The sequence below is a fragment of the Acaryochloris sp. IP29b_bin.148 genome, from assembly GCF_028285565.1.
Classification (GTDB): Bacteria; Cyanobacteriota; Cyanobacteriia; order Thermosynechococcales; family Thermosynechococcaceae; genus Acaryochloris.
Genome location: NZ_JANQOY010000096.1, coordinates 1 through 12870 on the forward strand (window position 1 = coordinate 1; position 12870 = coordinate 12870).

Here is a 12870-nt window from a genome sequence, read left to right on the forward strand (position 1 = left end):
GACCATAGCAGTCGGACGCGCCCAGGAGCGAGGATGGTTTGACGTCCTCGACGACTGGCTTAAGCGTGATCGGTTCGTCTTTATTGGTTGGTCAGGTATTCTATTATTCCCCTGTGCATTCTTATCCATCGGGGGATGGTTTACTGGCACAACTTTTGTTACCTCCTGGTACACCCACGGTCTTGCCAGCTCCTACCTAGAAGGTGCTAACTTTTTGACCGTTGCAGTATCAACACCTGCCGACAGCCTCGGCCACTCCCTACTTCTACTCTGGGGACCTGAAGCTCAAGGCGACTTCACCCGCTGGTGTCAGCTGGGTGGACTGTGGAACTTCACCACATTACACGGCATCTTCGGTTTGATCGGCTTTATGCTTCGTCAATTCGAGATTGCTCGCTTGGTGGGCGTGCGTCCTTACAACGCAGTTGCCTTCAGCGGTCCTATCGCCGTGTACGTATCCGTCTTTTTAATGTATCCTCTGGGCCAATCCAGCTGGTTCTTTGCACCTAGCTGGGGTGTGACAAGCATCTTCCGATTCTTGTTGTTTGCTCAAGGATTCCATAACCTAACCCTCAACCCCTTCCACATGATGGGTGTTGCAGGTATTTTGGGTGGTGCGTTGTTATGCGCCATTCACGGAGCCACTGTTGAGAACACCTTGTTTGAAGACGGTCAGGACGCCAATACATTTGCAGCGTTTACTCCGACCCAAGCAGAAGAGACCTACTCCATGGTCACTGCTAACCGATTCTGGTCTCAGATTTTCGGGATTGCCTTTTCCAACAAGCGTTGGTTGCACTTTTTCATGTTGTTCGTGCCTGTGACCGGTCTATGGGCTTCTGCCATTGGCCTAGTCGGTATCGCTCTCAACATGCGTGCTTATGACTTCGTTAGCCAGGAAATCCGGGCTGCTGAAGACCCTGAGTTCGAGACGTTCTACACCAAGAACATCTTGTTGAATGAAGGTCTGCGTGCTTGGATGGCACCCCAAGACCAAATCCATGAAAACTTCATCTTCCCTGAAGAAGTTCTACCTCGCGGTAACGCTCTGTAGACACTGACTTCAGACGATAAAGTTGATTAATGGAAAGGCCCTGGTTGACCAGGGCCTTTTTCAGTTCAGCTATTTCTCCCAGAATTGGGGTTTGCTCCATCCCCTTTCAGGAGACTCAATGGAATAGGTTGAAAGGCTGATGATTGGAATGAAGTTGGCACGATACACTTATTAAGCAAAGCTTAAATGTCCTACTTGAGGCTGGCTCTCAAACCACTGGTTGCATTTTCATGAATAAAACACTACGCAAAGTCATTAAGTTTGGACTCATTGTTGGTATTATTGCCGTTTCTATCTGGCTTCTCCAACAGTTAAATGTAGAGCCAGTGAAGGCCCAAATTAAACAGCTGGGACCCTGGGCACCCTTCGGTATTTTTGCCCTGCGTTCCTTTAGCGTTGTCATTCCCATTATTCCCAGTACGATCTGGGCGTTTTTTGCAGGGTCCTTCCTTCCGTTTCCAGTGGCCGTCGCGACCGTAGTGATCGCAGATATCTTTTCCTGTAGTTTGGGATTTTATTTGGCTAAACAATATGGCCGTGGCCTAGTGGAAAAACTGGTTGGAGCCCGTTTCATGGGAAAAGTAGATGAAATCAGCCAAAAGCACTTAGAAAACAACTTTTTTCTCCTATCTGGGGCATTAATGACAGGAGCATTCGATTTTGTTAGTTATAGTGCTGGTTTAACAACAACAAAGTGGAAAATGTTTGTGCCAGCCTTAGTTCTGGCTGCGCTCATCTCTGACACACCGATGGTGGCAATTGGTGCAAATGTGTTTAAAAAGGGGAATGGCTATCTGTTTGCTGGACTGGCTATTCTGGGAGCTTTTTGCCTAGCAATATTGGCAGGATGGTTGCAAAAGCGGGGAGCAGCTTCAACTGCCAATAAATAGGACTGTCTTCTAAGAAAGTTGGTTGGGGTCAAATCCTTGCCGGTCGGAGACCATCACAAAAATGCTGCCAACCGCTCTGCTCTTGCATGTTTTTGTTCGGCCCGCTGCTTTTCTTGCTGGGCCCTGGCATGTTTCTGTTCAGTGCGCTGTAAACTGATGCCCATGGCTGAGATTGCTTGAATTCAATACTTTGAGCTTAGATCTCAGCCCTTCTTAACTTAGGCGTTTTTTGGTCGAACTCAGGTCGTAAGAATTCAAAATCTCAAAACTTTGCAGTCCTAACGCGCCATTAATCCCAGGAGTCATCCGTTTTGACTGGGGCACGACCATAGGTGTCGGTGAGTTGCAATAACCGTTCTGCGATCGCATCCGTCAGGCCCCCCGAACGATACCGCCAGGCCCAGTTGCCTCCCGATGTACTGGGTAAGTTCATGCGGGCCTCAGTGCCCAGCCCCAACAGATCTTGCACGGGAATAATCACCTGATTGGCGACCGAACTGAGGGCCAGTCGGATTAAATCCCAGTGAATCCCTTCCTCGGACAGGCCGCCCATATAGCCTTCCACAAAAATCCGCTCATGCTCAGGCATATCGTGAAACCAACCCACCGTCGTATTGTTATCGTGGGTACCCGTATAGACCAAGCAATTCTGAATATGGTTGTAGGGCAGGTAAGGGTTGCCAGAGCCAGAGCCAAAGGCAAAATGGAGAATCTTCATGCCCGGAAATTCAAATTTATCCCGGAGTGCTTCCACATCAGGGGTAATGATGCCTAAGTCCTCAGCCAAAATAGGGAGTTTGCCCAGCTCATCCCGAAGGGCTTCGAACAGCTCATCGCCAGGGGCTTTAATCCATTCCCCATTCATGGCCGTGGTTTCCCCTTGCTTGACTTGCCAAAAGGCTCGGAATCCCCGGAAGTGATCCACTCGAATCAGGTCTACGTAATCCAGCATGGTGCGAAAGCGCTGAATCCACCATTTGAAACCTTGCTTTTCCATCCGCTCCCACTGATAAATGGGGTTGCCCCAAAGCTGCCCGGTCTCACTAAAGTAATCTGGGGGTACCCCAGCCATTAGTGCTGGTTCACCCGTTTCTAGATCTAGAAAAAACTGATCGGGATTTGACCAGACATCCGCACTGTTATGGGCGACATAAATAGGAATATCACCGATGATTTGAATGCCATTATCGTTGGCATATTTTTTCAGATTGGACCATTGCTGAAAAAATTGAAATTGCCAAAATTTGTGCATTTCCACATCGGACTGTAGCTTTTGCCGCCAGTGGACCATGGCAATGGGCTGTCGGTGGGCAATCTCTTGCGGCCAGGTATTCCAAGCTGCTCCCCAATGGGCATCTTTAAGCGCCATAAATAAGGCAAAATCTTCGAGCCAGACTCTCGTTTGGCAAAACTTCTGAAATGCGAGGGTGAGTTCTGGGAAGACTCCGGCTTTGAAATTGTCGTAGGCCAACCGTAGCAGTCCCTGCTTCATAGGGATAACTTGCTCGTAGGCAATGGTCTCCGACCGAAAGCCAACGCCTAATTCCAGATCTTCCGCTTGCAATAGTTCCTGCTCTTGCAGTTGTTCCAGGCTAATCAAGAGTGGATTGCCCGCCATCGCTGAATAACACATATAGGGGGAGTTACCAAACCCCGTGGGTCCTAAGGGCAGCACCTGCCAAAGCTGCTGACCACTTTGGACCATAAAATCAACGAATCGATAGGCTTCTGGTCCTAGGTCACCGACTCCAAACTGACCGGGGAAAGACGTCGGATGCAGGAGAAGGCCACTAGCTCGGGGAAAGGGCATATGCAAGAACTCACTTTAGTTCGATATCAACTGTCGCACTTTTTGGGCCGTAATGGGGGCTAAAAGAACACCATTGCGATAATGCCCACTGGCCACCACCACATTGTCATAGCCTGGGAGCCTTTCAATGATGGGGGCAGGCCGCTCATGGGGCCGAGGGCGTAATCCAGACCAGGTTCTGAGAATACTGGCATTGGCGAGAGAGGCATCTAATGCGATCGCACGCTGATGCAGCTCTTTTAATTGCACTGGATCGGCTTCAATAGAGCCTCCCACTTCAGCCGGGAATTCGACCGTAGCCCCCACCCACACCTCTGATGCATTAAGGGGCACAATATGCACCTGATCACCATTGACCACAGGTAAAGCGTCGGACAGGGGTGTTTGACGCCGCAGATGAAGGGCCTGTCCTAAAACCGGATAAATAGGTACAGCCTGTTTGAGACTGGCCGTAAGGGGCATTGATCCCAATCCTGCCGACACAATCACCCAATCCACGGGATGGTTGTCAGTGGCCGTGCAGATATGAGTCAGCGATGGGGGATCACTATCGGGTCGCGATTGAAAGCTAGAGATAGGCGTCTCGAAATAAAACTCGGCTCCATTTCTCTGAGCGGCCGTAATTAACGCTGTGGATAACGCAACAGGATCAATTTGGCGATCTTGAGGAGAGTAAATCGCACCCACCACTGAGGCTTGAGAGGCCAGCAGATGGGCTGTGCGCAAATGGGAATAGCAACGAAATAGTTGCTCCCGATCCCAAATCTCTAAGTGAAATCCTTGTTGAGCCCGAACGTGCTGAGTTTTATACCAACGATTAAGTTCATCGCTCTCAAAACACAACCGTAAAATGCCTTGGCGGTTATAGGGCAAAGACAGTTGAGTCAGGGCTTCCAGTTGGGGTATCAGGGTTTCGTAGCGCTTGAGACTATCTAAACGCCACTGGAGATGTTTGCCCTTCAGCTTAGGCGTAATAGCGGCCATCAGCACTCCCAGAGCAGCGCCTGTGGCCTGCCATTGATGTTCCGTTCGTGCATCCCAAACGGTGACCTGATATGTTTGGCTCAGTTCAAAGGCAATTGCTGCCCCCACGACACCGCAGCCAATAATGCCAACTCGCATTGTGTTTTCTGCCTTGAGGACCTTATGAATAGCATGATTATTAAGGAAAAATCAATAATCTGATCTCTAAGGAAATCAAAAGCGTGTGCTAGGATTATGGGCGAGTTAAATCAGCTGATTGCGCAACACCTCTTAGCAAGTGTCAAACAGCTCTCCATTGTGTTTGCACGGTTAGCAGCTCTTTTAGTTTTTCTACAATTTATATATGACAAAAACCACCTTAACTCCGGCGGTTCTACACCCAATGGGTAAGTTACAACGCCAAGTTCAGTCATTAGTCAATTCTCGAAAACTCAAGCCAACCGATAGTTTATGGAAGGTTGGATTATTGTTTCCCGATAAGTGGTCTTATCTCAAAGATGAGTTAATTGACTTTGAATTCTCGATGCAAGATCCCATTGCCACCTTCCTAGAGGTCGAAACCTGGGAAGACGAATAGCGATCACATTTTCATCCAGCATTGATTGAACCAGCAAGAATTCAGCTTATTCAACCCACTGCAGCATTGCAGTCAGAATTTCTCTGCATGGTGACCGAATTTCAGGATGCTGGAGAAACTGACATTCATGATCAAGACATCTCCTTTATTCAAGACTCCTTTCACACCTATCTCTGCCAATTAGAGGACAATTCTCAAGGGAGAGGACTGAGACCGGGTTTTGTCCCAGCGACAACGTTTTGGTTAATCAATGAGTGTGACAGAGTTTTGGGTGAGAGTCGCTTGCGCCATCGCTTAACCCCATCCCTTGAAGACTGGGGCGGGCATATTGGATATATGGTCCGACCAACAGAGCGTGGGAAAGGAAATGGCACAAAGCTATTGGCCCTCACTTTAATGAAAGCCCAACAGATAGGGTTACAGCGTGTTTTGGTAACATGCAACACTGACAATCAAGCTTCTGCTCGTGTCATTCAAAAAAATGGGGGTGTCCTCGCTAGCCAGAGTCACTCATTACAGACAGTGCAACCCAAGTCTCGATACTGGATTGACTTGAAGACAACGTCTTAAACATTGAGCGAAAAAAACTAGGGTGCAATAACGCCGAAGGTCTTTAGCGTTGGGCGCATAGCTGTGATCTCATCCCGATGGGCGATCACTGTGAGTAGGGTTTGGGTATCTGTGCCAGTCGGTGAAGATGCAATCGATTCGACCTTCAACCTGACTTGCTCAGGCCGTTGGGCTCTTTGCCAGTAGAACCAGCCTGCCACGGGTGAAATGGCGGTTAGGATAGAAAATCCTAGACCAATGGTCGGGAAGAGAATACTCAACACCAAACTTAAGCAGAGCGTTGCCGTTAACATCAGCGCCGTTAGGAAGCAGGCCAAGACAACACTGGGCCGAACGGTTCCTTCAAAAGTCACTTGTTCTAGATCTTTGTCCAAGGCGGTGAGTCGATAAGAACGGTGGGTCAAGTAGGCTTCCACTTGCTTAAGCACCGCTTCTTCGGGTTGGGTGGAGAGCCATTGCAGTTCCTCGGTTCGATCCTTCACAGAGGCCCGAATAAAAAAGAATAACCCCACCATCAATAAGAGGGTGAGCAGAAACGTTGAGGGCAAAACGAAGGAACGCATCATAAAGAACTTAGGCCAAGTGAATAACGTCTGAATATAGGCAGATTGATCAAGTTGACCGGCGTCACTGCCAGCACTCTAGAAAAAACATAGAGTATTGGACACGCCCAGTGCGAAATTGTTGCAAATTCCTCTGTCAACACATCAGAGGAATTTATTCGTTGACAACAAGAAAACGTCGGGGCCTGTTCCTTTTGTTTAGTCTACAGCCAAAACTGGAACTCTTCACATGCTTGAAAGTCTTGTTTTTTGGGAACTATAGAGGAAGGGAGCTTTTTTCGCTTTAACCTGTTAGAGGTGATCTTAGATGTCGGCAATTCCGCAAAAAGCAGAAATTATTCATGCCGTTTATGACGGTCAAGGACAGAGTCGTCCCCTTGACCCTAACTCCAATGAATCAGAAGAGATGGATTTCGATCCATCGGCTGATTTAGACGACGTTAATGAAGATCTTGCCTCACTCAAGATGACGCCCGTTTCCAGTGCGAATCGCCGAGGAACAACGGATTTGGTCCGTCTGTATCTCCAGGAGATTGGTCGTGTTCATCTCTTAGGTCGAGATGAAGAGGTCTCTGAGGCCCAGAAGGTTCAGCGATATATGCACCTCCTGGAAACACGGGAAGAAATTGTCGATAGCCATCCCGCCTTGGCTGAATACGTGCGCTTAACGAATATTCGCGACCGTCTTACAGCGATGCTGGGACACCGCCCCTCTTTTAGCCGATGGGCCAAGGAAGCCGATATTCCGATGGCTGAGCTGAAACCTCGCTTGGCAGAAGGGAAAGCCGTATGGGCAGACAAAGCGGAATTATCCAATGCCGAGCTTGATCAAATTATTAAGCAGGGGATAAAGGCCAAAGAGCACATGATTCAGGCCAACTTGCGCCTGGTGGTCTCTGTGGCTAAGAAATATCAAAACCGAGGGTTAGAGCTTCTGGATTTAATTCAAGAAGGGACACTCGGTCTAGAACGAGCGGTGGAGAAGTTTGACCCCACCAAGGGATACCGATTTAGCACCTATGCCTATTGGTGGATTCGGCAGGGTATCACGCGAGCGATCGCAACCCAAAGTCGTACCATCCGTCTGCCCGTTCATATCACTGAGAAACTCAACAAGATCAAGAAGGCGCAACGCAAGCTGTCCCAAAGCAAAGGGCGAACCGCCAGCATCGAAGATATTGCTCAGGAAATGGATATGACCCCGGAGCAAATTCGGGAACTGCTTGTCCGCGTCCCCCGCTCTGTCTCCTTAGAGATCAAAGTGGGTAAGGATAAAGATACTGAGTTGGGTGAGTTACTCGAAACGGACGATATTTCGCCGGAAGAGTTGATCATGCGTGAGTCGTTACAGCACGAACTGAAGCAGTTGCTGGCCGATTTAACCGATCGGGAGCGGGATGTGATTACTCTGCGCTTTGGATTGAATGATGGTAAGACCCATTCCTTAGCTCAAATCGGCAAGTCGCTGGATTTATCGAGAGAACGGGTACGCCAAATTGAATCGAAGGCCTTGCAAAAACTGCGACAGCCAAAGCGTCGCAATCGCATTCGTGACTTTTTAGAGGCCTTTGCGTAACAGATACCTTATTCAGAATTGCCAACATCTAACTGGGGGGATCATGCATTGATCCCCTTTTCTCATTTCAGTTTTCGATGATGTTGACAAATGCATCTAAAGTGGCGTGAAGATCGATTTTTAAAGGGTCGGGATCCACTTTACTTTTCTCAATAAAAACTTCTTGTTGCAAAAGGGCTCAAGATTGGCTAGACTTTCAATAAGCTTGCATTCTTGAGAAAAAGCTATGTACACCTCTAACTCGCTCAAAGCAGAACTGAACGATCGAGGTTGGCGTCTTACCCCTCAGCGGGAAACCATCCTCAATGTGTTTCAAGATCTGCAAAAAGGGAAACATCTGAGCGCTGAAGATTTATATAATCTCCTGAAGGATCAGGGAGAGCCCATCAGTTTATCGACGATTTATCGCACCGTGAAATTAATGGCTCGCATGGGAATTTTGCGAGAATTAGAATTTGCTGAAGGGCATAAACACTATGAATTAAACCAGCCCTATCCCTACCATCACCATCATTTGATTTGTGTGAAGTGTAATAAAACCATTGAGTTTAAAAGTGATTCCGTTTTAAAAATCGGAGCCAAAACGGCCAAAAAATCAGGATTCCATCTATTGGACTGCCAGCTTTCAATTCATGCAATCTGCCCCCAATGTCAGCGATCTTTACTGCCGACCTGATCTAGGGTGTGGCAATGTTGAATCAGGTCTGGGAAAAATTGCGCAAAGTCTTGGGCAAACAGTGGATAGTGGGTTACCCAATCTTCGACCGCAGGACAGAGATTCACTGGGCGTTGCCACCGTTGGCTAATTCTTCGAGATAAGCGAGACAAGGTTTCTTCAATGCCCTCAATCGTTTGGTATTGGGTCAGCCAATCTTCTGTGGCGAGTCGATCTAAAAGAACGTGAATATCAGCAGGCAGCCAGCCGGAATAGCTTTGAAAAGAGCAGTAGATATCGTGGGTGAAGACGGCCAAAGGCACATCACTGTACTCTGACCACTGTCGGGCCAGATGATGATCGTAAAAAATATCCACCAAAATTCCGGCCATGCGGCGATGGGTAGGACTGATAAAGGTTTTGCTATGGCGACACACTGGATGTTGATCGGTAAAACTATCAATTTGCTGATGGTGTTTCATTCCTGCCTGCATCTCTAACGAGAACTGCTGGCGGACTGAACCTTTGATGAAATCGGCCAACAAGTTTCCTAACCGATGTTCTACGGTCGGTTGAGCTAGGTAAAGATGGGCAAGCCAATTCATATAGATGGTTCACCCAGTGGATTAGCCGACTCTGAATATTGATCGGTATAGGCTGCTACTGCCGTCGGTAACGTGGCAAAAATGTATTCTGGCGGAATATTGTTGAGGAAAGTGGTGGGCTGTAACTGACCATAAAGATCCTGTTTCATCCGCGCAATGCCAAACTGAATGTCTTGCTTGGCAAGTTCTTGGCGCAGTTCTTCCAGCATATCGACCGCTGTAATATCAATATTAATGATGGCCTCGGTGTTGAGGACGAACCAATGGACAGGGGTGGTTTCCTTTGCGATCGCAGCCAAGACTCGCTGCTTAAAGTTCTCGGCATTGGCAAAACAAAGGGGCGCATCATAGCGATAAATCACTAAGCCTGGCCAGGTCGCCGTCCCCTGCCAATCGGCAATATCATGGAGGCCAGCCATGCCTGGGACTTTCCCCAACACAGCATCATGGGGTCGGGCAATCCGAGTAAACAAATCAATTACCGACAAGCCTACGGCCACCGCCACCCCCAATAAAATATCCGTTCCCAGCACACCTAAGGTAGTGATAATGGCTAACCCCCACTCCGTTTTTCGGAACCGCCAGAGTCGCTTAAATTCTGCCCATTCAATCAGTCGGGTCGCAGCAAAGATCACGATCGCCCCCAGGGCTGCTGTGGGAAAGAGCGCCAGCACAGGCCGCAAAAACAGCAGTACAATAACCACTACCCCAAAGGCGACCAAGGAAAAGACTTGGGTCTTACTCCCTAACGCATCGCCAATCACGGTACGGCTACCGCTGCTGCTGATGGGGAAGCCTTGCAGCAGCCCCGTGCCCAAATTCGCAATCCCCAAGGCCAACAGTTCTTGATTCCCGTCAATTTGGTAGCCATTACGGTTGGCAAAGGAGCGGGCCGTCAACACATTATCCGAATATCCCACCACGGCAATGCCCACTGCTGCCGCTAGCAAAGTAGAAATTTTGGCAGGTGAAAAACGGGGCAGGAGCGGCATGGGCAAACCCGCTGGAATGGTGCCCACCACCTTTACCCCATGCTGGTCGAGCTGAAAGATGGCGACCGCTACCGTCGCTAATAAAACTGCAATCAGCGGCCCTGGCCATTTGGGGAAGCGAGCTTGAATCACGAACAGAAACAATAAGACGACAAGTGCCAACACAAAAGTCGGTGGATGTAGCTGATTGAATTGGGTCACAAAGTCTTGCACTTCTCCCACCAAACTCTCAGCTTGAATGGGAATACCGCTCACCTTGCCTAGCTGGCCAATGATCATAATCAGGGCGACCCCTGCCATATATCCCACCAAAATAGGCTTCGACAGTAAATCAGCCAGAAAGCCCAGTCGAGCGATATAAGCAATCAAATAAACCAGTCCGACACATAAGGCTAAGACTGCAGCCCAACTCGCCGCCTCATAGGCTCCATCGGCCACTAAAGGCCCAATGGCAACCGCTGTCATCACAGCAGTTGTCGATTCAGGCCCTAAGGAGAGTTGCAACGAAGATCCGAACAGCGCGTAAATAATCATGGCTGGCAAAATAGCCCACAAGCCAGCCACAGGCTCCACCCCCGCTAACTCCCCATAGGCCATACATTGAGGAATCAAATAAGCCGCGACCGTTATCCCCGCGATACTATCTTGTCGAAACCACTGCCATCGATAATGGGTCAGCTGCCACCAACCCGGTACCAGCGATCGCAACCCAGACTTGCCGTTCTTAGTCACAATTGATGCTTCTGTTCAGTCTGGATTGATATTAGCTTGATTTGCTGACGGCAATGACGCTAGACCATCTCAGACCTGCAAGCCGGTTGATAAATCTCACCGAAGGTGTGATCGGCATTCACGGTAATCACCAGATCGGCCCCGTTCTCCTGGGTGGTCAAGGGTTTTACAAATAGCTCGGGATGCAGCGCCTTCCAGAAGTAATCCACAAATTCATCGATTTCCCCATCACTCATACCAGCGTTACCCGTTGCGATCGCTTTATGTTCTGCTTCTTTTCGCCACTGCTTGCTGAGTTGATAATCCGCCAAGTTCAGCACCATCAAACGGTCAAGACGGTCCCAAAGGGGCAAGTAATCCTGCAAGCGCTGGTTCATCTCCATGGCGAACTTGCGATCAGCAGGCGTATCAATCGGGGCAGGGGCCTGTTCAAAGACGTCTGTTGATATGGGTTTTACCCCCACAAACCAGCCCTCAAACAGGACAATATCAGTGGTCGGCACCGATTCAAACCCACTGCGATCGCCTTGACCGCCAAAGGCCGATTTATCAAACCGAGGGATTTGAATTGGAGTACTCGTCTCGTTAGCTCGCATCTGATCCAGAATTTGGATGCCCAAATCAACATCATGGGTTCCCGGCGGCCCTCGCCATTTCAGTCGAGGGTCCTCCACCTGCAGCTGTTGACGCTCACCATAGGTCTTATACAAATCATCAATGGACAGGCAGCAACACGAATAACCTAGCTGTTCCAGAACGATCTGTAGCACCGTGGTCAGAGTCGTTTTTCCAGCCCCCTGCATGCCCAAAATGCCTTGGATCAGGGGACGATTAAGGTTCTGTCTCGCCTCCGCTATTTGGCAGGCTAGCGGCATCCATACCCGCCACAGGGGCGGTAGGGGCGAGGTCGAAATTTGACAGTCTCCACACCAAAACCCCTCCACCGGGGAGTAGATCCGGGGGAGGAGCTGGGCGAACTGATGTAGGGTTGTTTCGACTGATGCTGGGGTTAGGCCAAAAGCAGCTGCCCGATGTGGCTCAGACAGCATCCATTGGCCTAGTTCAGCCTTTTGAGGCTCCTTGAGCGCCTGACCTTGAATCAGCTGTTCTAAACTGTCCATGATTTAGGCACGGATGTCTAACACTGACGCAGTTCAACGTTCACGGGCTCCACTTTCCAGATATCTCGACAATAGTCTTCAATCGAACGATCTGAGGAGAACTTACCCATCCGAGCCGCATTCAAAATCGACATACGGGTCCATTTTTCCTGATCCTTATAAACCGCAGCGACCTGATCTTGACAAGCAATATAGGAGGCATAGTCGGCAAACAAGAAATACTGGTCCTGATGAAGCAGGTCATCGATCAAGGGTCGGAACAGCTCAGCATCTCCCTGGGAGAAGAAACCAGAAGCAATCCGATCAATTGCTAGCTTTAGCTCAGCATTGGTATGGTAGTAGTCCTGAGAGCGATAGCCATGAGCCCGCTTGTGATAGACCTCTTCTGTCGTTAGACCGAATAAGAAGAAGTTGTCTTCACCCACTTCTTCTCGAATTTCTACGTTGGCTCCATCTAAGGTGCCAATGGTCAGGGCACCATTTAGGGCAAATTTCATATTGCCTGTGCCTGAGGCCTCTTTACCCGCAGTGGAAATCTGCTCCGATAAATCAGCCGCGGGGTAAATCCGCTGGGCCAGCTTGACGTTATAGTCCTTCAAAAAGACCACCTTCAGCCGTCCCCGTACATCCGGATCGCGGTTGACCACATTTCCCACGGAGTTGATCAGCTTGATAATCAGCTTGGCCATAAAATAGCCTGGCGCTGCTTTCCCACCAAAGATAAAGGTGCGAGGCGTAATC

The 12870-nt window shown here is 49.2% G+C and carries 13 protein-coding genes; 6 read left to right on the forward strand and 7 right to left on the reverse strand.

Annotation, left to right across the window (positions count from 1 at the left end; translation table 11 throughout):
• Together psbD and Q0986_RS09450 are read left to right on the forward strand one after the other, a co-directional pair.
• Positions 1 to 1054 (forward strand): photosystem II D2 protein (photosystem q(a) protein) (gene psbD / locus Q0986_RS09445; protein ID WP_299408686.1); only part of this gene is annotated, 1054 nt, incomplete at its 5' end.
• Positions 1055 to 1284: 230 nt separating this feature from the next.
• Positions 1285 to 1944 (forward strand): VTT domain-containing protein, encoded by a 660-nt coding sequence (locus tag Q0986_RS09450; RefSeq protein ID WP_299408689.1) that lies wholly within the window; start codon positions 1285 to 1287, stop codon positions 1942 to 1944.
• A gap of 289 nt (positions 1945 to 2233) precedes the next feature.
• Here the strand turns inward: Q0986_RS09450 and malQ are convergent, their stop codons facing one another.
• Together malQ and Q0986_RS09460 are read right to left on the reverse strand one after the other, a co-directional pair.
• On the reverse strand, positions 2234 to 3754 hold the full coding sequence (gene malQ / locus Q0986_RS09455; RefSeq protein ID WP_299408694.1) for a 4-alpha-glucanotransferase: 1521 nt from the start codon (positions 3752 to 3754) through the stop codon (positions 2234 to 2236).
• 15 nt (positions 3755 to 3769) lie between these two features.
• Positions 3770 to 4876, reverse strand: a complete 1107-nt coding sequence (locus Q0986_RS09460; protein WP_299408699.1) for an FAD-dependent oxidoreductase — start codon at positions 4874 to 4876, stop codon at positions 3770 to 3772.
• Between the two features lie 205 nt (positions 4877 to 5081).
• On the opposite strand from Q0986_RS09460, the gene Q0986_RS09465 reads away from it, so the two are divergent.
• Positions 5082 to 5315 (forward strand): DUF4327 family protein, encoded by a 234-nt coding sequence (locus tag Q0986_RS09465; RefSeq protein WP_299408703.1) that lies wholly within the window; start codon positions 5082 to 5084, stop codon positions 5313 to 5315.
• Between the two features lie 87 nt (positions 5316 to 5402).
• The gene (locus tag Q0986_RS09470; protein WP_299408708.1) at positions 5403 to 5885 is read left to right on the forward strand and encodes a GNAT family N-acetyltransferase; all 483 of its coding nucleotides are present in this window, start codon (positions 5403 to 5405) and stop codon (positions 5883 to 5885) included.
• Between the two features lie 17 nt (positions 5886 to 5902).
• Here the strand turns inward: Q0986_RS09470 and Q0986_RS09475 are convergent, their stop codons facing one another.
• Complete coding sequence (locus tag Q0986_RS09475) at positions 5903 to 6448, reverse strand: cofactor assembly of complex C subunit B (RefSeq protein WP_366918553.1); 546 nt, start codon at positions 6446 to 6448, stop codon at positions 5903 to 5905.
• Between the two features lie 307 nt (positions 6449 to 6755).
• On the opposite strand from Q0986_RS09475, the gene sigC reads away from it, so the two are divergent.
• The gene (sigC, locus tag Q0986_RS09480) at positions 6756 to 8024 is read left to right on the forward strand and encodes an RNA polymerase sigma factor SigC (protein WP_299408717.1); all 1269 of its coding nucleotides are present in this window, start codon (positions 6756 to 6758) and stop codon (positions 8022 to 8024) included.
• Between the two features lie 226 nt (positions 8025 to 8250).
• Positions 8251 to 8700, forward strand: a complete 450-nt coding sequence (locus tag Q0986_RS09485) for a Fur family transcriptional regulator (RefSeq protein WP_299408721.1) — start codon at positions 8251 to 8253, stop codon at positions 8698 to 8700.
• Here Q0986_RS09485 and Q0986_RS09490 read toward each other — a convergent pair.
• From Q0986_RS09490 to Q0986_RS09505, 4 genes are all read right to left on the reverse strand, one after another.
• On the reverse strand, positions 8676 to 9284 hold the full coding sequence (locus Q0986_RS09490) for an ACP phosphodiesterase (protein ID WP_299408726.1): 609 nt from the start codon (positions 9282 to 9284) through the stop codon (positions 8676 to 8678). The genes Q0986_RS09485 and Q0986_RS09490 overlap by 25 nt on opposite strands.
• Positions 9281 to 11008 carry a solute carrier family 26 protein gene (locus Q0986_RS09495; protein WP_299408731.1) on the reverse strand — a complete coding sequence of 576 codons (1728 nt, stop codon included), beginning with the start codon at positions 11006 to 11008 and terminating at the stop codon, positions 9281 to 9283. Before Q0986_RS09495 ends, Q0986_RS09490 begins: the two co-directional genes overlap by 4 nt.
• A 59-nt stretch (positions 11009 to 11067) precedes the next feature.
• A complete protein-coding gene (locus Q0986_RS09500; RefSeq protein WP_299408735.1) occupies positions 11068 to 12129 on the reverse strand; it encodes a glycerate kinase in 1062 nt (353 codons plus the stop codon).
• 17 nt (positions 12130 to 12146) lie between these two features.
• Positions 12147 to 12870 (reverse strand): glycogen/starch/alpha-glucan phosphorylase (locus Q0986_RS09505; RefSeq protein WP_299408739.1); only part of this gene is annotated, 724 nt, incomplete at its 5' end.

Coding starts and splice junctions, on each gene's coding strand:
- Q0986_RS09450 (WP_299408689.1), top strand. CDS start 1,285: ATGAATAAAACACTACGCAAAGTCATTAAGTTTGGACTCATTGTTGGT.
- malQ (WP_299408694.1), bottom strand. CDS start 3,754: ATGCCCTTTCCCCGAGCTAGTGGCCTTCTCCTGCATCCGACGTCTTTC.
- Q0986_RS09460 (WP_299408699.1), bottom strand. CDS start 4,876: ATGCGAGTTGGCATTATTGGCTGCGGTGTCGTGGGGGCAGCAATTGCC.
- Q0986_RS09465 (WP_299408703.1), top strand. CDS start 5,082: ATGACAAAAACCACCTTAACTCCGGCGGTTCTACACCCAATGGGTAAG.
- Q0986_RS09470 (WP_299408708.1), top strand. CDS start 5,403: ATGGTGACCGAATTTCAGGATGCTGGAGAAACTGACATTCATGATCAA.
- Q0986_RS09475 (WP_366918553.1), bottom strand. CDS start 6,448: ATGCGTTCCTTCGTTTTGCCCTCAACGTTTCTGCTCACCCTCTTATTG.
- sigC (WP_299408717.1), top strand. CDS start 6,756: ATGTCGGCAATTCCGCAAAAAGCAGAAATTATTCATGCCGTTTATGAC.
- Q0986_RS09485 (WP_299408721.1), top strand. CDS start 8,251: ATGTACACCTCTAACTCGCTCAAAGCAGAACTGAACGATCGAGGTTGG.
- Q0986_RS09490 (WP_299408726.1), bottom strand. CDS start 9,284: ATGAATTGGCTTGCCCATCTTTACCTAGCTCAACCGACCGTAGAACAT.
- Q0986_RS09500 (WP_299408735.1), bottom strand. CDS start 12,129: ATGGACAGTTTAGAACAGCTGATTCAAGGTCAGGCGCTCAAGGAGCCT.